This is a genomic window from Megasphaera paucivorans, assembly GCF_900103535.1.
In the GTDB taxonomy this organism is placed as follows: Bacteria; Bacillota; Negativicutes; order Veillonellales; family Megasphaeraceae; genus Megasphaera_A; species Megasphaera_A paucivorans.
The window spans coordinates 1-22,683 of sequence record NZ_FNHQ01000017.1 but is presented as its reverse complement, the minus strand read 5'-3'; the positions used below and the strand labels follow the sequence as shown (position 1 = coordinate 22,683).

Here is a 22,683-nt window from a genome sequence, read left to right as displayed (position 1 = left end):
GCATCGTTTTACAACATACTTTTATACCAATTACAATATCATATTATTTTGGAATTATCAATATTACTTTTATGCATAATACGATATTGACCTGTGTTTATATTTTTAGTTTATACTTCATAGATTACTAAAACAGTATAAAACACTTATAAATCTTTACAAATACACGTAAACCTGATATATTAATAAAGATAACTCTTATCAAGAGCGATGGAGGGACAGGCCCGATGAAATCCGGCAACCGCAAAAGCGGTGCCAATTCCTGCAGATATTATCTGACAGATGAGAGAATAGCACGTAGATTCGGCTCTTTCATTTGTGAAAGAGCCTTTTTTTGTTATATGAAGGGAAATATATTATGCCTATATTTAATGGCTTTCTTCAAAAAATAGACATTGCAGAAACAAAGCGATATGCTGGTTTGCGCACATCTGAAAATTTTTCTGATAAAATTGTGGCAGACGCTTGTATGGCTGCACAAGCTATTGCCAAACCACGGGGTATTTTTCAACAATGTTGCTATGACTCCGATTCTTGCCAACTCCTATGCGAAGAGCCGTTTACTATTGAAGGCTCTAAAATTCGCGAACATTTAAAAAATTCAGAAATCGCAATTATCATGGCCGTAACGATTGGCGGTGACATAGAAAAAGAAGTTAATACCCTATTTTCAAAAAAAGAATATTCCAAAGGACTTATGCTGGATGCAGCCGCCACAACTGCTACTGAAATGATTGCCGATCAATTAAATCATTATATTGATGAAATGGCGGCTAAACATGGATATGAAACCACCTGGCGCTATAGTCCCGGATATGGAGATTGGCCTTTGACGCAGCAGATGAATTTAATTAAAGCGGTACACGCGGATCAAATTGATATTCATCTAACTTCCGGTTGCATGCTGGTACCCCAAAAATCTATTACTGCAATTATCGGTATGGCTCGTTCGGTTGTCGAAAGCGGCATCCCATCTGGTTGCCGTAATTGTTCTATGCACAATACGTGTTCTTCTAGAAAGGAATGATTATACTATGTTTTTATTAGATGGCGCTATGGGGACCTTATTGCAGCAACAAGGTTATTTACGGCCTGGAGATTGTCCTGAATTATCAAATATAGAACATCCACAAGCTATTGAAAATATTCATCGTAGTTACATAAAAGCTGGTAGTGACTTGATTCAAACCAATACGTTTGGAGCTAATCGCATCAAATTGAATGAATACGGATGTGCTGATAAAGTAAAAGAAATATGCAGGGCCGCTGTGTTTAATGCAAAAAAAGCTGTTGATGGGACAAATACTAGAATTTTAGGTGACATGGGGCCTACCGGTAAGTTTATTTTCCCTTTAGGGGACACTGATTTTGAAGACGTATACCAAGCCTATTATGAGCAAGCCAGTATATTAGCTGAATCGGGTGTCGATCTATTACTTATTCAAACTATTATTGATATTCAGGAAATGCGTGCAGCCATATTGGCCGCTAAAGAGGCAGCTCCAAACATCCCCATTATGTGTGAATTTTCTTTCAGCGAAGATGGTCGAACTATTACGGGCACAACACCAGAAGCAGCTGCGGTGCTTCTGGAAAGCTTAGGTGCCTCTATTATTGGAGCAAACTGTTCCCTCGGTCCGGATAAATTAATTCCTCTTATTTCTCGTATGTCCGCCGTAAGTAATTTGCCGCTTGTTATTCAGCCTAATGCCGGATTACCCAAACTAATTGACGGTAAAACTGTTTTTCCCTTACATCCCAATGACATGGCCGAGTATGTCCAAGCCATGGTTAATTCTGGTGCTACATATATTGGCGGTTGCTGCGGCACATCACCTGAACACCTAGCCGCCATGAGACAGGCTTTAGATCGTGCGGTACCATACAAGCGAAAAGTAATTACACCTCCTACCGCACTTACTTCCCGAACCAGCATTGTATATATCGGCGAAGGTCATCCTCCCGTCATTATCGGTGAACGCATTAATCCTACAGGACGAAAAACACTGCAAAAAGATTTGCAAGAGAAAAATTTAGTTCCAATTAAGACTGAAGCACTGAATCAAGTAAAAGCAGGTGCACATCTTTTGGATATCAATATGGGTGTTCCTGACGTTGACCAAGCCGCACTTATGGAAAATGTCGTTAAAGAACTCTCTATGCTTGTAGATACCCCGTTAATTATTGATGCAACGAGTCCTTCGGTTTTAGAAAAAGCACTTCGTATATATCCTGGACGAACCTTAATAAACTCTGTTAATGCCGATTCCGCACAAATGTCCGCTATTTTTCCCATTGCAAAAAAATACGGCGCTGCCCTTCTTTGTCTGCCCATAGGCTCTAAAGGAATTCCGGAATCAGCAGCTGACCGTCTCACATTGATCAAAAAAATATACAACGCAGCTTTGCAAACAGGCTTGCGCCATGAAGATCTATTAGCAGACCCCTTGGTTCTTACAGCAGCCGCCTCAACTAACGCACCAAAAGAAACGCTGCAGACATTACGCACTTACAAAGAAACCTTAAAAATACCTACTGTCATGGGATTAAGCAATATATCCTTTGGATTGCCCGGCCGCTCTGGTTTAAATGCCAATTTTTTAGCTATGGCACTAGCTTTTGGTCTCAACGCTCCGATTATGAATCCATTGCAGTCCGATTTAATAGATGCGTATGTTCGTTCTCTTCTATTACTCGGTTATGATTCCGCCGCCCATAATTATATTACTCGTTTTCAAAATCAGCCTATCGAAAATCAGCATCAACTCAAAAACAATGAAACCCTTTCTCCTTTAAAAAAAATTCAACAAGCCGTACGAGATGGTTCAAAAGAAGAAATTGGTTCCTTATTAAATGAGGCTTTGAATGCCGGTATAGATCCCATGGTTATTACAAACGATGGCCTCACTGCTGCTATGACAGCAATTGGAGAAGAGTATGGCAAAGGACGCTGTTACTTACCGCAAGTAATGATAGCGGCAGAAACAATGCAAGCAGCTTTTATAGCTTTAAAAAAAGCACTGCCAGGAAAATTTAATATTACAAGAAAAGGTCCATTTGTTATCGCAACAGTAAAAGGAGATGTTCATGATTTAGGGAAAAATATTGTCATCGCACTTTTAGAAAACAGTGGTTATGAAGTCATTGATTTAGGAAAAGATGTTTCCCCAGAAAAAATTGTATCTGCCGTTCATCAATCAAAAGCTCCGCTAGTGGGACTCAGTGCTCTTATGACAACAACAATGCCGCAAATTGATATAACTATACAGGCATTAAAAAAAGAAAATTTAACAGTTAAAATTATTGTCGGCGGAGCAGTACTCACCTCAGAATACGCACAAAAAGCAGGTGCTGATGCTTACGCCAGCAATGCCACAGATACTGTCCGTTTGGCAAATATATTAATGGGAGAAAACCAATGAACACATTAAAAGAAAAACACAAGGATGGAAAATTCACAATCACAGTAGAATTAGATCCGCCAAAAAGTGCTTCTGCTAAAATTACCGAAGAACAAGCATCCACATTAAAAGGATTGGTAGACGGTATTAATATTGCAGACTGTCCTATGGCAAAAATGCGCATGAGTCCTATCGCTTTAGCTCACATTATTCAAGAAGACTGCGGCATTGAAACTATTTTTCACCTTACCTGCCGTGATCGTAACTATATCGGCTTGCAGGCAGAACTGCTTGGAGCTGCCGGACTAGGTGTACATAATATACTAACTCTAACCGGTGATAATCCACAAAATGGTGATACTCCCCAGGCGAAAGCTGTTTTTGATACAGATACTTGTGGTTTGATTCGATTAGCCCATACCCTCAATACAGGCACAGACATAAACGAAAACGCATTGGGAGCTGCTACTCATTTCTACATTGGTGCCGCAGCAAATCCCGGGATATCTGACCAATCGCTTGAAATGGCAAAACTAGCAAATAAAGTCTCTTCTGGTGCAGAATTTATTCAAACCCAACCAATATATGATCTAGAAGTAGCCAAACGCTTTATAGATAATGCATCTCGATTCAATATTCCCATACTGCTTGGTCTTATGCCATTACGAGGAATCAAAATGGCAACCTATTTAGAAAACAATGTTCCAGGTATTTCCATTCCCATGAGTATAATGGATCGTCTCCGCAAAGGCGGTTTAGAAGCGGGAATTGAAATTGCTCGTGAACAGTATACAGAAATTCGCCAGCTTTCTGCAGGTGTACATATTATGCCAATGAATCACATTGATATCATAAACGAAATCGTAAAAGCATAAATACAAAGAGCAGCCTTCAGGAAGAAAGCTGCTCTTTGTGTTTATGTTATGGTGTTATCCAAATGGTATCTTAAAAAACGTCATGCAATACAATCGTCTGCGAACGATTAGGACCAACTGAAACTATGCCTAGCGGCACGCCAACCAGTTGACTGATACGTTCCACATAATACCGAGCATTCGCTGGCAATTCTTCATAATTTTTGCATTGTGAGATGTCCGTATTCCAGCCATCCAATTCTTCGTAAATTGGTTCTACTGCTTCTAAAACTTTTAAACTTGCCGGATATTCCTTTAGTTCTTTTCCTTCATATGTATATCCCTTGCAAATTTTAATTTTATCCAAACCATCTAATATATCTAAGCGGGTAATTGCCAAATAATCTAAACTATTTAACATAGCAGCATACCGGACAACTGCCGTATCCAGCCAGCCACAACGCCGAGGCCGACCTGTAACAGTACCAAATTCATGTCCTGTATTACGCAGCAAGTCTCCTATTTCATTTTTTTGTTCCGCCGGGAATGGCCCCGCGCCCACACGTGTCGTATATGCTTTTACAACACCAAAAATATTCTGCATACGGCGCGGTCCTACACCGGAACCCGTACATGCGCCCCCCGCAGTTGGATTGGAACTGGTTACAAACGGATACGTCCCATGATCTAAATCCAGCATAGATGCTTGTGCTCCTTCAAAAAGCACTTTTTTGCCTTCTAATATATATGTATTTACCGAATAATCTGTATCCTTGACAAACGGACGAAGTTGTTCAGCATACATTAAATACTCTTTTAACACCTCATCATAATCAAAACCTTGTACCCCATAATATTTTTCAAAAAGACGATTTTTCGTATCAATATTATAGCGGAGTTTTTCCTTAAATACAGCTTCATCCATTAAGTCAATTACACGGATGCCGACCCGATTAACTTTATCAGCATAACAAGGACCGATTCCATTTTTGGTAGTCCCAATTTTTTTGGAAGTATCTTTCAAATTTTCATCTGCTTCATCTATCCGAATATGATAAGGCATAATAACATGGGCCCGAGTGGATAGTTCTATTTTACTGATTTCAACTCCCTGCGAGGTAATATTTTCTATTTCCTGCAAAAGCACTTTTGGACTAACAACAACGCCGCTTCCTATAATACACGTTTTATCAGCAAAAAGAATTCCCGAAGGCAGTAACCGCAGTGCAAAAGCTTTATCATCCACAACAACCGTGTGTCCCGCATTATTTCCGCCTTGAGAGCGTACAACAACATCGGCCTTTTGGGCTAAATAATCAACAATCTTACCTTTACCTTCATCGCCCCATTGGGTTCCTATTACCATGCTAGTAGCCATTGATCATAACATCCCTTCGTATAACATCTTTTAACAAACACCCTTATTATACACGAAATCTTTACTTAATACAACGAAATCTACACATTATACTGTATCTGCTAAATGTCATTTGTCTAACTAGAAAAGACAAAAGTTATGTCTAAGTTGATTTAGGAAAATTACCTGAATTATTAATAATAATTGTAGCGTTTTTACTAGTTTTATCATATAATAGTGGTAATGCAAAAAACTTTTTTGCATTATTTAGTTTTTTAAGGAGAGATTTTATGTTATTTGATAATACAACCATCGGCGGTATCAACACAATTTGCCGCATTGTCCGTTCCGCAACGTTTGAAGGAAGAGCTGATAGAAACGGATACCCTACGGAAAGCCTGATCCAGATGTATGAAACACTGGTAGACGGCGGTGTGGGTATTATTATTACGGGGATGATGGCTATCAGTCCCATGGAACCTCATCAACATTGCCAAGTTTGCATTGACACAGATGACTGTATTGCGCCCTTACAAGCACTGACAAAACGTGTGCATGATAAAGGTGGGAAAATTATTGCTCAAATTGTCATCATGGGTTCGGCAATCTTAGTTCCTGAGGGAGAAAACCGAATTATTGTCAGTCCAAGCGGAATTCCAGAGATGAATGCCGGAAGCAAAGAATCTCACGCCTTAACAATAAAAGAAATTGAAAAACTGATTGAAGATGCTGCAAAAGCTGCGATTCGAGTAAAAAAAGCGGGTTTTGATGGTGTTCAATTCCATGGTGCTCATGGATATTTGGCCAGCAAATTTTTAACACCGTATTATAATACTCGTACTGACGACTATGGTGGAACTTTAGAAAACAGAGCTCGTTTTCTTTTATTTTCTTTAAGAGCTATCCGTCAAGCTGTGGGTCCGGATTTTCCGATTTGGGTCAAAATCAATAGTTCTGATTTTATGAAAGAGAGCGGTATGACTTTTGAAGAAAGCAAACAAGTCATTCTGTGGATATCCCGTATCGGTATCAATGCTGTTGAAATTAGCGGAGGAAATACATCTTCCTTACCTCGTCAAGGTCCTATTCGTGCTATACGCCGTACAAAAGAACCGATGTACTTTTCAAAATATGCGGCTGATATTTCGACCTTACTCAAAAACAAAATAGATATAGGCGTTGTAGGTGGTTTTCGTTCTGCCACTGATATGGAGCAATATTTAAAACAAAGTCCCGTTGCATTTATTTCTATGTGCCGCCCTTTATTACGCCAACCCGATCTTCCTAAAATCTGGAAAACAGGAAATACAGAGCCGTCTCTTTGTATTTCCTGTTCACGCTGTTTTGGTTCAGAAAATGTTAATTGTATTTTTAACAAACAAGAGTAATATAGGTGTATAAAAAAAGGATTCAAACCATATAATGCAGAATAATATAACTATGCTATTACATTATAAACAAGGAGTGATTGTATGAATGGGTTAACCATTATTCCGGTACTATTCTTCATGCTCCTCATCATATGCCTTTGCATCCCTGTAGTATATGAGAGCCGAATATATATTCATAATCCATTTCATTTTAATTGGAAAGTGCATTGGTTAGGACATGCATTATACTGTGAATTAGATTACCAATATGGAAAACCCCTGCAAACTATCCTGTATATACGCTGGCACACATGCAAAAGTGCCGTATCTACTCCCCCATCAAAATCCAGCGATACTGCTGATTCAATTCAAAATGATGCACAATCAGTCTGGCATAAATTAGAGCAGGAAAGCCGCCAGACAACCTATGAGAAAATTAAAATATCCAACAAAAATACGCTCCCACCCAAAGAAAAACCGCCCATATCTTGGTGGCGGCCCTATGTATTAAATGAGCCATTTATTGAAACAGGAACTGCTTATCTGCTGCAAATATTACGACATTCCCGTATGCGTTCTTTTTATTTAAAAGGTTCATTAGGATTCCCCGAACCTTACGAAACAGGCATATTTGCAGGCATATTATATGCTGCAATACCTTCAAATATTAACGAACTCCGTTTTAATTTTGTTGAAGAAGAATACGACTGTCAAGGATATGCCGCGGGCCGTGTATATCCAGCGGTGTTGCTTACATATTCTATCAACTTTATATTATCTAAGCCAGTCCGTTTATTTTTGTTTCACTGGCTAAAAAAAGGAAGGGAACACTCACATGGATAATAGCTACATAAAAAACAATTTGGAAACAATTTTTGAAAACTTCCAGCGTATGATTAAAGTAGAAACCGTTGTTGGTGAAGCAGTACATATCGGCGACGCAATTCTTATTCCTTTTGTTGACGTGACCTTAGGCTTTGCTTCCGGCGGGTATAACGGAAAATGTGAAACAGGCCGCAACAGTGCTGGTAGTGGCGGTGGAGCCAAATTGGAACCAACAGCAATTTTGGTCATCAAGGGCGACCGTGTAGAAATGTTTTCCATCAAAAAGGGCGGTTATCAAGCATCGGCTTTTGAAAAATTAATTACCATGGCACCGGAAATCATTGATAAAATGAAAAAGGATAAATACATTTATATTAAAGATGAAGAATTAGATGATATTGACACGGACACGTTAGCATCTAAAAAAAATACACCGCTTTAAAGACAGACAAAAACAGTCGGAAATAGGTTTCGTTTAGTTGTTTTTTTATACTAAGTTTGTTATAATCATAGTCACAATAACAATAAAAATTATTGAAATAAATTCAGGAGGAATATAGCATGAAATTAAAAAAACAATTAGCATCTTTGACTATAGCAGGTATGATGAGCATTATTGCAACAACATCTGCTTTTGCTTCGGGTGTGGGATATGTTAATTTTGACGCATTAGTACAAGCCCATAAGGATTTCCCAAAGGTAAGTGCTCAAATGCAATCCGCCATCAAATCTGCCAATGAAGAATTTACTAAAAAAGCACCTTCGTTAAAAACAGATCAAGAAAAACAAGATTTGGGGAAACAACTTGCACAGCGCCTAAACACGCTGGAAAATACATTAATTACGCCAATTGAAAAAGACGTTGTTGCAAAAGTAGAACAAGTACGAGTAGACAAGAATCTAGACTGTATCGTAGCCCAGGGAGCTATTATTGCTGGTGCTGATAATGCCGTAGACGAAACAAATGAAGTAAGTAAATTACTGCAGTAATAATTTTATTATTGAGACTCTGGTCAAAAACAGAGTCTTTTTTTATTATAAATTAGTGTAACCACTGTGTTGATTACTTGTAAGTTGCATATTCTTCTTAAAAAAATTATAATTAGAAATATACCTTATCAGCAATGTGTTTGTTCGTTAAAAAATGGAGTACTATATGAAAAAAGATATTGTCATGCTAATAACCGATACCTCTATAAAATCAATTATATTAGAAAATATCATAAAAGATGGTTTTATCCCATACTTAGTATGTATTTCTCAAGCCCCGGAATTCCTCAAGCATACTGTCACTCAAATTATATTAATCATTATAGATACGGATAAATCCATTACAGAGCTTACACCATTTCTTACCTTATATAATAACGCAATAGAATATAAATCTATTCCATTAATTATTACAACTAGTAATTGGCAGGAAGAGGAATCATATTTAAATTACAGCGTATGGGATTTCATCGCCAAGCCTATAAAAAACTGTGTATTTCAACTTCGTGTAAAAAATGCAATACAGCATAGTAATTTTACACTGACTGACAAACTTCTATATTTATCTAATTATGACCCTGTATCCGGAATTTATAATAAACGTCACTTTTTTGCAGTAACTCGAAAATTATTAAATGACCATCCTAACAAAAATTTTGCCATTTTTTATTTTGACATACAACGTTTTCGCTTGATAAATGCTTTTTTTGGAAGGCGTGAAGGGGATAACGTTATTAAATATATTGCCGCGCATTTACAACAGTACCAAATGATATTTCCATATTTTTCCTACGGTCATATGTCCGGAGATGTTTTTTCTTTCTGTGTATCTTTTAATACCCACGATCAACTTGTCGCTTTAAGCAATAAATTGTACAACAACTTAGAAACGTATCCCCTTCCATTTGCCATTCAGCCACGGATTGGCATCTCACTCATTGAAGATAATAAAACAGATATTAATATCCTTTTTGATCAAGCCGTTCTTGCAAGTAAAAACTGCAGTACAAATTATTTACAACATTTTTGTTTTTATGAAAATTCTATGAATGATAAATCCATAGAAGAACAATATGTCGTAAATAATATGAAAGAGGCATTGGAAAATGACCAATTTATTATTTATCTACAGCCAAAATATGATTTGCGAACAAATACCATTGATGGAGCCGAAGCATTAGTACGGTGGAATAATCCAGAACAAGGCCTCATTTCCCCCAATGTTTTTATTCCTATATTTGAACACAATGGCTTTATTGTAAATTTAGATTTTTACATATGGGATCAAGTTTGTAAATTATTACGCCGCTGGCTTGATGAAGGTCGTCCCATTTATCCAATTTCGGTTAATATATCTCGCGTAGACTTATTTAATCCAAAACTTGTCGATACCATTTGCGCGCTTGTAAATAAATATAATTTGTCACCCAAGCTATTGCAATTAGAACTAACCGAAAGTGCTTACACAAGCAACCCACAGTTAATAAAAAAACGAATGGCTTCACTGCGGGAAAAAGGATTTACTATATTGATGGATGACTTTGGCACTGGATATTCTTCACTAAATATGCTAAAAGATATCATCGTAGATATATTAAAAATAGATATGCGTTTTCTTTCCGATTGTGAAATACCCGGACGTGGAGAAAATATTTTAGGTTCTATCGTCCGAATGGCAAAATGGCTTGATTTACTCGTTATTGTAGAAGGTGTAGAAACAGCAGAACAAGTGAATTTTCTTCGCAGTATTGGCTGTGAATATGTCCAAGGATATTACTTTTCCAAACCAATTTCTATTGGAGACTTTGAAACACTAATTGCTAAAAAAAGTACGTTTATCCCGCCACCACCTGATACAAATCAAACCATCAGTGCAGATGATGTTTGGAATACAACCTCTCAATTGGAATCTTTGTTTTCTAATATGCTTCAAGCTATGGCTTTATATGAATTTGATGGCACTAATATTGAAGTTCTACGCGGAAATGATACTTATCATGCAATGTTTGGGTATCAGGAAGCTGCTACTATTCGTCATATTTTTATAGACGTTATTAGTGATTCCGACTATGAAAATATTTGGAATGCGTTTCATAAAGTAGCTTCCAATCATCAAAAAGCTGAATGCGAATTTTGTCGAAAACCAAAAAATGGAAACCCTAAATGGATCAATATGAAATTAAAATATATCAGAAAAATGGCAAAAAAAGATATCATACTTGTAAATCTTTGTGATATTACTTCACAAAAAATCATGGAAATGGAAGTATTAAAATATCGTACAGCTCTTGCTTCAAAAGAAAACACACCACAAACAATTTTAATTATTGATGATGCAGAGGTAAATCGTACAATTTTAAGTAATATTTTTAAAGGTGATTTTCACGTTCTTCAAGCCACTGATGCAAAAGGTGCTTTATGTATATTAAAAAACCACAATAGTCTGATAGATTTAATCATGCTGGATTTAGTAATGCCAGAAATGGATGGCATTACTTTTCTGGAAAGAAAGCTTACAATTCCCGAAATTGCCGGAATTCCCGTTATTGTTATTACAGCTGATGATTCTCCCCAGCAGCAAAATCGCTTGTTGGAAATGGGTATAAAAGATTATATTGTAAAGCCATTTGTTCCTGCTATTTTACAACAGCGTGTAAAAAATGTTTTTGAATCAATTAAATATTACAATAATAAATTAGAAAAAATTAAATAGGAAAATATACTGTATTTTATTTAAAAAACATTGTGACGGTACATTATCACAATGTTTTTTTATTATAAAAATATATATTATTTATCTGAATATTAATTCTTATAAAAATATTATTTATACGTTCTTCAGTCGCCATGTAAGCTCGTTTTATTTATTTTTAATAGTTTTATATAAAGAACGGACAAATGCGCTTAAAATCAAAAATACACACAAATTTAGGCATATCTACTTTTTCGTTTCTTGACATATATACCCCATACAGGTATAATATACCTACGTGGGGTATATATGTCAAGAAACACTAACTAAGGAGTTATATATGGATACTAATAATTATAGTGGATGTTGTTCAAACATGAAAATAAAACATCGTGATAAAAATGGCAAAGAATATAAAAATCTTATCAGTCGCTTAAATAGAATTGAAGGACAAATTCGCGGAATTAAAAATATGGTTGAAGATGATCGATATTGTGTTGATATTTTAACACAAGTCAGTGCTGTTCAATCTGCTTTAAATTCATTTAATAAAGAATTACTTGCGCAACATATCAAAAGTTGTGTTGTCCATGATATTCGAAAGGGTAACGATGAAGTCGTTGATGAATTAGTTTGTACATTACAAAAATTAATGAAATAAGAAGGGTTGTATATGAAACATGAAAAATATAATATTTCAGGAATGAGTTGCTCAGCGTGTGCAACCAGAATTGAAAAATCAATTGCTAAATTAGAAGGAATAAAAAAAATTAATGTTAATTTATTGACAAACAGTATGCAGGTTGACTATGACGAGACATGTTTAACTCCTGAAAAGATAATACAAACAGTCATTCGTACTGGATACGGAGCTTCTATCACAAAAAAAGGATCTATAGAAAAGCAAGAATCTTCCAATACCCCTGTTAGCACAAAAAATGAAACACAGCGGATAAAATATCGATTAATTACTTCCCTTATTTTTTTAATACCTATTATATATATTGCTATGCACCATATGTTTTTTAGGTGGTTAGGATTACCTGTTCCTATATGGATTGCCAGTATTTTTCATGGACCAGAAAATGCGCTGACTTTTTCTTTTACACAATTTTTACTAGTTTTACCTATTTTATATTTTAATCGGAAATACTTTCAAAATGGCTTCCGAAATCTTTTCCAAGGATTTCCGAATATGGATAGTCTTGTTGCTATAGGTGCTGGCGCCTCTGTATTATTCGGAATTTTTTCTATATTTCGTATAGGTTGGGGATTAGGTCATGAAAATTGGAATTTAGTAATAGACTATAGTTCCAATTTATATTTTGAATCAGCCGGCATGATCATCACACTGATTACTTTAGGTAAGTTTTTAGAAAGTAAATCAAAAGGAAAAACCAGTGAAGCTATTGAAAAACTGATTAATATAGTACCAAAACGAGCAACAATATTAAAAAACAATCAAGAAATTATCGTTCCAATAGACTCTTTAAAGGTAGGCGATGAAATCATTGTTCGTCCAGGAGAAGCTATCCCTGTCGACGGAATCATTTCTACAGGCAATACAAGTATCGATGAATCAGCTATTACTGGTGAAAGTATTCCTGTTGAAAAACAAATAGGTGATACTGTTATATCTGCTACGCTGAATAAAAATGGTTCTATCCATTTTATTGCTCAAAAAGTAGGGTCTGATACAACCATTAATCAAATTATCCAATTAGTTGATGAAGCTAGCAGCAGTAAAGCTCCCATTGCTAAACTTGCTGATAAAATATCTGGTATTTTTGTTCCTGTAGTAATAACAATAGCAGTAATTGCTACTTGTATTTGGCTTTTCATAGGAAGTTCTATCGAATTTGCATTTTCTATTGGTATTGCAATTTTAGTAATTTCTTGTCCTTGTGCATTAGGATTAGCGACCCCGGTAGCAATTATGGTCGGAACCGGAAAAGGGGCAGAAAATGGAATATTAATTAAATCCGGTGAAGCACTGGAAATAGCCCATACAATTGACACGGTCGTTATTGACAAGACTGGAACTATTACCGAAGGTCATCCAGTAGTAACAAATTGTCTGCCGATTAATATGGATTCTAAAACATTATTAGCTATCGCAGCTGGGCTAGAAAAAAACAGTGAACATCCTTTAGCTGAAGCAATTGTAAAATATGCCGATTCGCAAAATATTATGCCTTATGTATTTAATAATTTCAAGGCTTCATTTGGACAAGGAATACAGGGAATTCATAAAAACAGTACATATTATGCTGGTAATGCCGCTTTTATGGAAAAACAAGGAACAAATATTTCTTTTGTCTCTTCTACACTGAACCAATTGGCAGATGAAGGAAAAACGCCACTATTATTTGCTTGTGAAAAAGATATTATTGGCATTTTAGCTGTAGCTGATATTGAAAAACCCACAAGTGCTCGTGCTATTTCTTTGTTTAAAAAAATGAATATATCTGTTGTTATGCTCACCGGTGACAATATACGCACTGCAGACGCACTGCGCAAACGTCTTCAAATACCACAAGTTATTGCCGAAGTCTTACCACAGGATAAAGAAAAACAAATTACAGTTTTACAAAGTCAAGGACATAAAGTTGCAATGATTGGCGATGGTATTAATGACGCCCCTGCTTTAGCAAAAGCTGATTTAGGAATTGCGATTGGAGCCGGTACCGACATCGCTATTGACAGTGCTGATGCGGTTCTTATGAGAAATGATTTGCTTGATGCTGTCACAACAATACGTTTAAGCAAAGCAGTTATTAAAAACATAAAAGAAAATTTATTTTGGGCCTTTTTTTATAATATTATTGGCATTCCATTAGCTGCCGGATTGTTATATCCTTCGTTTGGTATTAAATTAAGTCCTATGATTGGAGCTGCCGCAATGAGTATGAGCAGTGTATGTGTTGTCCTTAATGCGTTACGATTACGTTTTTTTAAAACGGATCATATAAATCAGAATGTTTCACGTGAAACATTCTCACAAATTCAAAAGAAAGAAGAGGCTACTATGATAAAAACAACATTAAAAATTAAAGGTATGATGTGTACTCATTGTCAAAAACATGTTCAGGAAGCACTGCAAGCAATTGACGGAGTTGTAACAGTAAGCGTCGATTTAGAAGGAAATAAAGCTGATGTTACAAGTACTCGTGAAATAACTACTGCAGAGTTTGAAAAAAGCATCATAAATGCTGGATATGAATTAGTACAATAACAATGCAACTACAATTTATTTAATTGAACATCTTGTAATATCTATTGCTTAAAGCTCGCAGGATCTGAAAATATATCAGATTTATGCGAGCTTTAATTAATTTAAAGACTATACTCATTTTAATTTATATGAGTAGTCTTTATATAAATTAAATGTTTCACGTGAAACATTTAAAAATAATATTTATAAACAGTTGTAATTATTTTAAATTCATTCTAAAATATAAGTAATGCACTTTAGTGCTAACAAGCTTTACAGTGTGAAAGTGTTTAGTGCTAAATTTGTAAAAAAAAAGGAGGTCGATATAGCATGTCTATTCAATTAGCAATTGTAATACTATATATTATCTTATTATTCGCTATATCATTTTACGTAAAAAAAAGAGCCGATAAAAATCCAACAGAATATCTTTTTGCCGGCCGCAAATTAAGTACCGGACTTGTTGCTGTAAGTGTTACCGGACTCGCAGTTGGTGCTGCTTCAACGGTTGGAGTTGCCGAAAGTGCCACTAAAATCGGTTTTGCCGCAGGATGGTATAATGGGGCTTGGTCTATCGGAGCCATTGTTATGGGAATTTTAGCGGCAGGAAAATACCGCGAATTAAATTGCACTACCATTCCTGAACTATTTGAACGAAGTTATGATCAAAAAGCACGTGTCATTAGTGTCGTTGGCCTAGCCCTCATCATGATTTGTATTACTTCCCTGCAATATGTCGCTGGCGGTTCTATTCTTTCAACTCTGATGCCCAATATATTTTCTATGCATGGTGGCATGATTACCAGTGCTATCGTATTTATTGGCATAACGGCCATTGGTGGGCTTTGGTCTTCCGGACTATCTAATGTACTCAGCGTTTCTCTTATTTACATTGGAATTCTTTACTCTATGATCATGATTCTAATTCGGGACGGTGGACTTAGCGGCATTGAATCAAAACTACCAGCTGCTCCTTTCGATTGGTTTAGTCCAATGGGTGGATTAGGAGTTGCCGTCCTTCTTGGTTGGATTCTAGTTATGGTTTCCCAAGCTATTACAGCGCAAGGACCTGTCCAGATCGCATGTGGTGCCAAAAATTCCAAGTCAGCTCGAAACGGATTTATTTTAGGTGGCATTATGATATTTCCAATTGGTTTTTTTTCTGCCATACTCGGTCTCGCTGCAAAAGCACAATTTCCTGAATTAAATCCTACATTAGCCTTACCACAAATCATTATGAGCCTTGATCCTTTTTCTTCCGGAATCACTCTTGCTGCTTTATGGGCCGCTGATGTATCAACAGCTTGCACAATACTTTTAGGTGCAGGAACACTGATTTCTCAAGATATATATAAACGTTTTTTCAACCCTAATGTAACAAATGAAAAGTTTTTAAAAATCAATCGGCTTGTTATCCTTCTTATTGGGATAGGGACCTTATGGCTAGCTTTTAACGCGGTAGGTATTGTTAAAGTAATGATGATTGGTTTAAGTCTAACTACTGCATTTACATTAGTTTTTCTATGCACTTTATTTTTTCCTGGTCTTTGTCGTAAAAACACAGCTTTTTATACAACTTTGATTGGAATCTTAGGTTTATTTCTTTGGCAGATTTGCCCAACAATACGATTTTTACCACACGTAATTTATTTTGAATGGGTTATTTGTATTATTACTTTGTTACTCGTCCGCATACTAGACCATACACCTATTATTCCCCCTAAAAAAAATAATGACATAAATTAATAAAACACAAAAAATGAAACGACATAAATTTCCGGAAAGTAAGATAATTCCTTGAAAATTTATGTCGTTTCGTTTTTATTATTGATATAACAATCGCCATCCATGATTGGATGGCGATAAAAATATTATTACTATCATACACTTCCATATACTCATAACTTTTTTTTACAACATTAAGAACACAAAATTTTTATTCCTTGTAACTTTATTGCAATGTTTCTTCTGCTGTTTTCGGTAAATCACCGGGGTCAACATTAAACCATTTTTTATAAATTTGCTGGAACTCACCCGTTTCCTTTAATTTTGCAATAGCTGCATTAATTTCTTTCTGCAGATCTTTATTTTTAGCATTCATAGCAAACGCTAAATATTCCTTTTTTGAATCTGGAATAGGAATAACAACATCTTCCCCCTTGCCTTCCGTCGCGACATAATAGTCCGCAACAGGTTTATCCGCAATAACAGCATCCGATCCACCAATTTTCAATTCCATAAGAGCTTCCGCATTATGATCAAACTGTTTTGTCTTAAGGCCCAAATTTTGAGCATAATCAGCAGCCGTTGTTCCCATTTGCACCGCAACGCTATGATTTTTTAAATCTTCAACTGATTTAATCCCACTATTTTTATTTGTTAAAATAACTAATTTAGATTCATAAAATGGAGCCGCAAATAAAACTTTTCCTGCTCGTTCTTTTGTAATAGTCATACCTGAAGCCGCTACATCCATATCACCTGATTGAATAATAGGAATAATTCCACTAAAAGGTATATTATTAAATTCAATGTCACGTCCCATAACACGGCCCACAGCACGAATCATATCCACTTCATATCCTTTATAATCCGAATCGCCGTCTCCTTTAAATTCAAATGGAACAAACGTAGCATTCGTTGCAACCTTTAATGGTTTTTTCTGCGCATCTTTTGCATTTTCCTGTTGCCCACAGCCGGTAAGTACAGCAGTTGTTATAACAGTAGTTAACAAAATAGTCATAAGTTTCTTTAATTTCATAAGTATATCCTCCCTAATATGATAAAATAATTATTTTGCCTGAAGAGCATCTTCCGTTGTAACCGGCAATGTTTCTGGCTCATGTCCAAACCATTTTTTATAAATTTGCTGAAATTCCCCTGATTTTTTCATTTCTGCTAATGCTTCATCAATTTCTTTTTGTAATTTTGTATTTTGTTTATTAAGAGCAAATGCTACATATTGTTTCGGTGTATCTTTTATAGGAATAACTACAAAATCATCTTTTCCATTATTAGCAGCAAAATAATCAAGTACCGGTTTTGCGGCAACAACAGCATCCGAACCGCCAACTTTTAAATCCATTAACGCATCCGCATTATGGTCAAATTGTTTCGCTTTTAACCCCATCTGCTGAATATAATCTGCAGCAATTGTTCCCATTTGACACGCTATCCGATGAGTATTTAAATCAGCCTCTGATTGGATCCCGCTTCCCTTTTTAGCTAAAATTACCAATCGCGTTTCATAAAATGGTGAAGAAAACAATACTTTATCTGTTCGTTCCTTAGTAATAGCCATACCAGAAGCAGCTACATCCAGTTCACCCGATTGCAATGCCGGAATCAGTCCGTTAAAAGCCATATCTTGAATTTGTACATCTCGATTAAGTTTTTTGCCAACAGCTCGAATCAAATCCATTTCATATCCAGCAAAATCACCATTTTCTTCACTTTTAAATTCAAATGGCACAAAGGTAGCATTTGTTGCAACTTTAAGCGGTGCATTATCCTGATTCGACGTTTTTTCTGCACTTTTTTGCTGTCCACAGCCAGTAATAACAATCACTGCCAGAACTGCCGACAATAAACATATTATCTTCCTTTTTCGACCCATACTATATCCTCCTCATTTTACCCCATAACCAAAGATATTTTCTCCCTACATGCTCACCCTAAGACTCATCCGGTACTCTTACATAAAAAAAGACATCTTCAGTATATTTATAACTTGGTATAATTATAAATAATTTATCTGAAAATGTCTAGCTTTTTTCGAATATTTTTGTATATTAATGTGAATGAAATGGAAATTTATCTTACTGATTCATATTAGTAATCTTAATATTAAATTCATTCATTTTTTTATAAAGAGTACTGCGGCTGCAGTTAAGCAGGCGTGCTGTCCGAGAAATATTTAATTTGCTGACGGTCAATGCTTCTAATATAGATGCTCGTGTCCATTTTCCTAACATAACATCTTCTTTTTGTTCTATATCTTTTGTATTCAACGGCAATGCCGAAAAAATTTCCTCAATAGTAATATCATTTTGCAGTAAAACACTAATCCGTTCAACCACATTAGACAATTCACGCATATTACCTTTCCAAGAATAATCTTTCAATTGTTCCATAATAATATGAATAGAACGTTCATATTTATAATAATCAGCACTAAAGTAGCGACGAAACCAATCATCACTGAACAACATATAGTCATCGCCACGATCTCGTAACGGTGGAATCGCTAATGTCAACACACTAAGACGATAAAACAATTCTTCCAAAAAAGTTCCTGATAAGATTTCATCCCGCAAATTTTTATTTGTAGATGCAATAACTCTTACATCTACAGGAATGACATGATCTCCACCAATACGGCGAACCTCCTGCTCTTCCAAAACACGTAAAATCATGGTTTGTGTTTCCAAAGAAGCATCTCCAATTTTATCAAGAAATATCGTCCCACCATGAGCCATTTCAAAAGCACCCTCTTTACTTCCCGAAACACCATAGGGGGATGATCCTTCTTCAAATCCGGAAAGTTCGGTTTTTAATGCCAACGAAGATATATCCGCACAATTAACGGTTACAAATGGGGCTTTTTTACGATTGCTTTCATGATGAATACAGTGAGCAAACATTTCTTTTCCTGTTCCTATTTCACCTAAAAGCAGAATGTTAGATTGTGATTTCGCATATCCTTTTGCCATTCGTACCGTCCGTTTAATAGCTTTCGATTCTCCAATAATATCATGAAAACGATATCTGGAAATAAGACCTTTTTTATGCATATTACTGCGAATTTTTTGTTCACTAAGACGAATAGATTCAATATCCCGGAAAGTAGCCACAACACCTTCTACATGTCCATCAATCATAATCGGAATGCGGTTTGTATTAATAATCACATTTTGTACTTTCATCAGTTCATCTGTTTCCATTTCTCCATTCCGGAGTACAGCGGGAAGTTTTGTATTCGGTAAAATTTCTTCAATATATTTCCCTTCATACGGTTTATTTTTCAAAGGAAGAATTTCTTCAGCCTGTTTATTGACAATTTCTACTTTGCCCTGCTTATCTACAGCAATAATACCGTCATGTGTATAATTAAAAATAGCTTCATACCGATGCAGGCGCAATTGTAAATCACGCTTGCGCTTTTCTTCTAAAAGTAAAGAATTTAGTGTTTGCTGTGCCGAGTCCAATGCTTGTTCAATATCATCGCGCGTGTTTTCTACCATAATATAATCCAACCCGCTTTGTTCAGCATATATTTTAGTTACAGAACCGCCTATCCCTAATTTTGCACCATCTTTGATTGCTTGCTGCACAATATGCTGGCAGCTTTCATAATTAGTAATACGATAATACCGACTTTTAACATCTAATAAATAGCATAATGTTTCCACACTATCTGCCATTTTGTCAAAAGAAAAAAAGGCTACAGTACCCTCTATATCCTTAGCTTTTTCGAAGGCATCAATATAACAGCCACTGTTTAATTTTACACCAATAACCGGAACCTGGACATGCTGCTGGATAAAACTGCTTGTCCCGCCGCGGCTAATAACAACTTTAACCCCCCGGCTGATGCCCTTCTGTGCTACCTCCAAAGCATCTTCCAGTACAGCAATCTGCACATCAACCTCCATACCCCGTTCATCAATAATTTCTTGAGCCCGCAATGCAAATAATTCCGAGGGCGCGATCAGCAATATCTGTTTCATGTCCATAGTCTCCCTTATATCAACTATCATCCCGATTATATACAAATAAATTTTACCACAAATTTATCATAAAGAATATAACATTTTATATATACAACAACCGCAGTAACAGAAATTCTATACGCTGTTACTGCGGTTGTTGTATATTACAATGAATTGATATTATTGCAAAATTTATACCAGTGGATCATCTACCGGTTCAACTGCCGTACACACTACAGCAAAACAAATCAGAGATCCAATCGCAATCGTCAGCCAAACTGCATCCCAGCTAAAGTTATCCAAAATAACTCCAACAACCAGCGGCATGATAGCTCCGCCAATTTGACCGCCTGTATTAACAAGAGAAAAAGCAACGGGATAGGTATTATGATCAGCACGTCCCATGCCATATGCCATATACATAGAATAACCAAATGCCAAAAATACACCAGCTCCAAAGAGCAACAGTCCCAAAAGCACCGGACTTTCCGGAGCAGAAAGCATGGCATACATAAATACGCTAGTCGAAAGTGCTGTAATCATCATCATCGGTTTACGGCGTTTGCCAAAAATATGATCCGATGCCCAGCCGCCAAAGAAATTTCCTACGACCGTACCCGCAAATGGTGCGGCAGCAACAAATGCAGTTTTCATAATAGCAAAATGCTTCACATTAACTAGATAAGAAGGCAGCCAAGACATAAATACACTAGATAACCCAACAACAAAGAAATAACCTATTGCAATAGCCCACATGTCTTTGCAGCGAAATACCTCTTTAGCCGAACTAAGGGGTACTACTTTCTTAGCACGAACAATTTTATCCAGCCATTTCATATTATAAGAACTTTTTATTTCTTCTTTTACAACGGCTTCCCCTTGTTCAACATAATCAGCTTCTGCATCATTACAAAAACGGCTTTCACGTGGGCGATTGGCTACAAGAAAATACCAGACCACTGCCAACATCAGCCCCGGGATCATAAATCCAACAAAAATCATATGCCAGCTCCACATTTGTATGATCCATGCACAGATAAAAGGAACGACTAAAGGTCCCATTTTGGAACCCGCCAAAAAAATCCCCGTCGCCGTACCTTTTTCTTTAGGAGGAAACCAGTTATTTATAGTACCAGAACTGGAAATAGCTACCGGTGCTTCACCAATTCCAACACCGAGACGGCAAAGTTTAAAAGCTAATGCATTAGGTGCAATTGCCATTAATCCCGTACAAATAGAGGTAACCGCCATTCCTAAACAAAACATAATTTTATTGCCAAACTTTTTTACCAAAAAACCCGACGGAATTTGGAAAAACGCATATGCGAAGAAGAAAAAGCTAATAATAGCCCCTGCTTCTGTATTCGTCATATTAAATTCTTGACGGATATAGGGAAGGGCAAAGCCCAAATTCGCACGGTCGGCATTCGCTACCGTATAAAGAATAAATAAGATTGCCATAACTATCCAGCGATAGTTGGTTTTCTTTTGCATAAAGACACTTCCTTTCAATATATACGGATTATAATATTAGTTGCAGGGTTCCCCGATATGTACCTGGTGGCCGCTGAAGTTGCCCGTAATGACGGACCGTTCGTATTTAGCGGCAGCCAGCATCTTGTCAAAGTCGATCCCCGTTTCAAAACCCATTTTGTTCAGCATGAAAATCAAATCCTCCGATGCGACATTGCCGGAGGCACCTGGGGCAAAGGGGCAGCCGCCCAATCCTCCCAGTGCGGCCTGCACGTTGACAACACCCGCCTCTAAGGCTGCCAGGGTACAGGCAATTCCCATGTTGCGCGTATCGTGAATATGCACGTCCAGCGTAATATCCGGAAATACCTGCTGTACGATGGTCAGCGTATCCCGCACCATCTTCGGATCGGCTTCCCCAATCGTATCTGCCAGGCAGAACCGGGTGATTCCCAGCCCGGCCGCCCGCCGGATAACCTTTAATACATTTTCTACCGGTGTTACCCCTTCAAACGGACAGGTAAAAGCCGTTGCCATGGACAGATTGATATTCAGGTCCGGCAGGGCCTGACGCATTTTTTCCAATCCCTGCAGCGATTCTTCGACCGTCCGGTTGATATTGGCCTTATTATGCGATTCACTGACAGAGATAACCGTCGCAACTTCACTCAGTCCGGCAGCAGCGGCGGCCTTAGCCCCGTAGGTGTTGGGAACCAGTGCATACAGTTCTACGCCTTCATCGCCATGCGTTTCCAGTGTCCGGCAGACTACCTCCGCGGCATCCCGCATCTGCGGG

Annotated in this window: 17 protein-coding genes and 1 riboswitch; of the genes, 11 read left to right on the top strand and 6 right to left on the bottom strand. The window is 36.9% G+C overall.

All coding sequences use genetic code 11. The annotated features are described in order from the left end of the window. The first annotated feature begins 195 nt into the window (after window positions 1-195). A riboswitch (SAM riboswitch) is annotated at window positions 196-289 on the top strand. 69 nt (window positions 290-358) lie between these two features. Genes BLR11_RS08655 through BLR11_RS08645 form a run of 3 tightly spaced genes read left to right on the top strand, consistent with a single transcriptional unit; the run spans window position 359 to window position 4,276 of the window. Then, a complete protein-coding gene (locus tag BLR11_RS08655; protein ID WP_143006420.1) occupies window positions 359-1,027 on the top strand; it encodes a vitamin B12 dependent-methionine synthase activation domain-containing protein in 669 nt (222 codons plus the stop codon). A gap of 7 nt (window positions 1,028-1,034) precedes the next feature. Then, window positions 1,035-3,422, top strand: a complete 2,388-nt coding sequence (locus tag BLR11_RS08650; protein ID WP_091650777.1) for a homocysteine S-methyltransferase family protein — start codon at window positions 1,035-1,037, stop codon at window positions 3,420-3,422. Next, window positions 3,419-4,276 carry a methylenetetrahydrofolate reductase gene (locus tag BLR11_RS08645; protein WP_091650775.1) on the top strand — a complete coding sequence of 286 codons (858 nt, stop codon included), beginning with the start codon at window positions 3,419-3,421 and terminating at the stop codon, window positions 4,274-4,276. Before BLR11_RS08650 ends, BLR11_RS08645 begins: the two co-directional genes overlap by 4 nt. A 70-nt stretch (window positions 4,277-4,346) precedes the next feature. On the opposite strand, the gene BLR11_RS08640 is transcribed toward BLR11_RS08645, so the two are convergent. Next, entirely contained in the window at window positions 4,347-5,633 is a 1,287-nt protein-coding gene (locus BLR11_RS08640) for an adenylosuccinate synthase (protein ID WP_091650773.1), read from the bottom strand. Between the two features lie 269 nt (window positions 5,634-5,902). On the opposite strand from BLR11_RS08640, the gene BLR11_RS08635 reads away from it, so the two are divergent. The 8 genes from BLR11_RS08635 to BLR11_RS08600 all read left to right on the top strand — a co-directional run bounded on the left by BLR11_RS08635 (window position 5,903) and on the right by BLR11_RS08600 (window position 16,449). After that, complete coding sequence (locus BLR11_RS08635; RefSeq protein WP_091650771.1) at window positions 5,903-7,000, top strand: NADH:flavin oxidoreductase; 1,098 nt, start codon at window positions 5,903-5,905, stop codon at window positions 6,998-7,000. An 84-nt stretch (window positions 7,001-7,084) separates the two neighbouring features. Then, window positions 7,085-7,825 carry a hypothetical protein gene (locus BLR11_RS08630; protein WP_091650769.1) on the top strand — a complete coding sequence of 247 codons (741 nt, stop codon included), beginning with the start codon at window positions 7,085-7,087 and terminating at the stop codon, window positions 7,823-7,825. Continuing rightward, window positions 7,818-8,249 carry a GerW family sporulation protein gene (locus BLR11_RS08625; RefSeq protein WP_091650766.1) on the top strand — a complete coding sequence of 144 codons (432 nt, stop codon included), beginning with the start codon at window positions 7,818-7,820 and terminating at the stop codon, window positions 8,247-8,249. Before BLR11_RS08630 ends, BLR11_RS08625 begins: the two co-directional genes overlap by 8 nt. 119 nt (window positions 8,250-8,368) lie before the next feature. Beyond that, the gene (locus BLR11_RS08620; RefSeq protein ID WP_091650763.1) at window positions 8,369-8,797 is read left to right on the top strand and encodes an OmpH/Skp family outer membrane protein; all 429 of its coding nucleotides are present in this window, start codon (window positions 8,369-8,371) and stop codon (window positions 8,795-8,797) included. A gap of 166 nt (window positions 8,798-8,963) precedes the next feature. Next, the gene (locus BLR11_RS08615) at window positions 8,964-11,510 is read left to right on the top strand and encodes an EAL domain-containing protein (RefSeq protein ID WP_176762928.1); all 2,547 of its coding nucleotides are present in this window, start codon (window positions 8,964-8,966) and stop codon (window positions 11,508-11,510) included. 319 nt (window positions 11,511-11,829) lie between these two features. Beyond that, window positions 11,830-12,150 (top strand): metal-sensing transcriptional repressor, encoded by a 321-nt coding sequence (locus BLR11_RS08610; protein WP_091650758.1) that lies wholly within the window; start codon window positions 11,830-11,832, stop codon window positions 12,148-12,150. A 12-nt stretch (window positions 12,151-12,162) separates the two neighbouring features. Next, on the top strand, window positions 12,163-14,724 hold the full coding sequence (locus tag BLR11_RS08605; protein ID WP_091650756.1) for a heavy metal translocating P-type ATPase: 2,562 nt from the start codon (window positions 12,163-12,165) through the stop codon (window positions 14,722-14,724). 309 nt (window positions 14,725-15,033) lie between these two features. After that, complete coding sequence (locus tag BLR11_RS08600; RefSeq protein ID WP_091650753.1) at window positions 15,034-16,449, top strand: sodium:solute symporter family protein; 1,416 nt, start codon at window positions 15,034-15,036, stop codon at window positions 16,447-16,449. Between the two features lie 205 nt (window positions 16,450-16,654). Here BLR11_RS08600 and BLR11_RS08595 read toward each other — a convergent pair whose 3' ends face one another. The 5 genes from BLR11_RS08595 to BLR11_RS08575 all read right to left on the bottom strand — a co-directional run. After that, a complete protein-coding gene (locus BLR11_RS08595; protein ID WP_091650751.1) occupies window positions 16,655-17,464 on the bottom strand; it encodes a basic amino acid ABC transporter substrate-binding protein in 810 nt (269 codons plus the stop codon). Window positions 17,465-17,494: 30 nt separating this feature from the next. Beyond that, on the bottom strand, window positions 17,495-18,319 hold the full coding sequence (locus BLR11_RS08590) for a basic amino acid ABC transporter substrate-binding protein (RefSeq protein WP_091650750.1): 825 nt from the start codon (window positions 18,317-18,319) through the stop codon (window positions 17,495-17,497). A gap of 202 nt (window positions 18,320-18,521) precedes the next feature. Further along, window positions 18,522-20,432 carry a sigma-54-dependent Fis family transcriptional regulator gene (locus BLR11_RS08585; protein ID WP_176762927.1) on the bottom strand — a complete coding sequence of 637 codons (1,911 nt, stop codon included), beginning with the start codon at window positions 20,430-20,432 and terminating at the stop codon, window positions 18,522-18,524. A 174-nt stretch (window positions 20,433-20,606) separates the two neighbouring features. Then, a complete protein-coding gene (locus BLR11_RS08580; RefSeq protein WP_218118755.1) occupies window positions 20,607-21,908 on the bottom strand; it encodes an MFS transporter in 1,302 nt (433 codons plus the stop codon). A 36-nt stretch (window positions 21,909-21,944) separates the two neighbouring features. Then, a partial coding sequence (locus BLR11_RS08575) for a beta/alpha barrel domain-containing protein (RefSeq protein ID WP_143006418.1) occupies window positions 21,945-22,683 on the bottom strand: 739 nt, incomplete at its 5' end.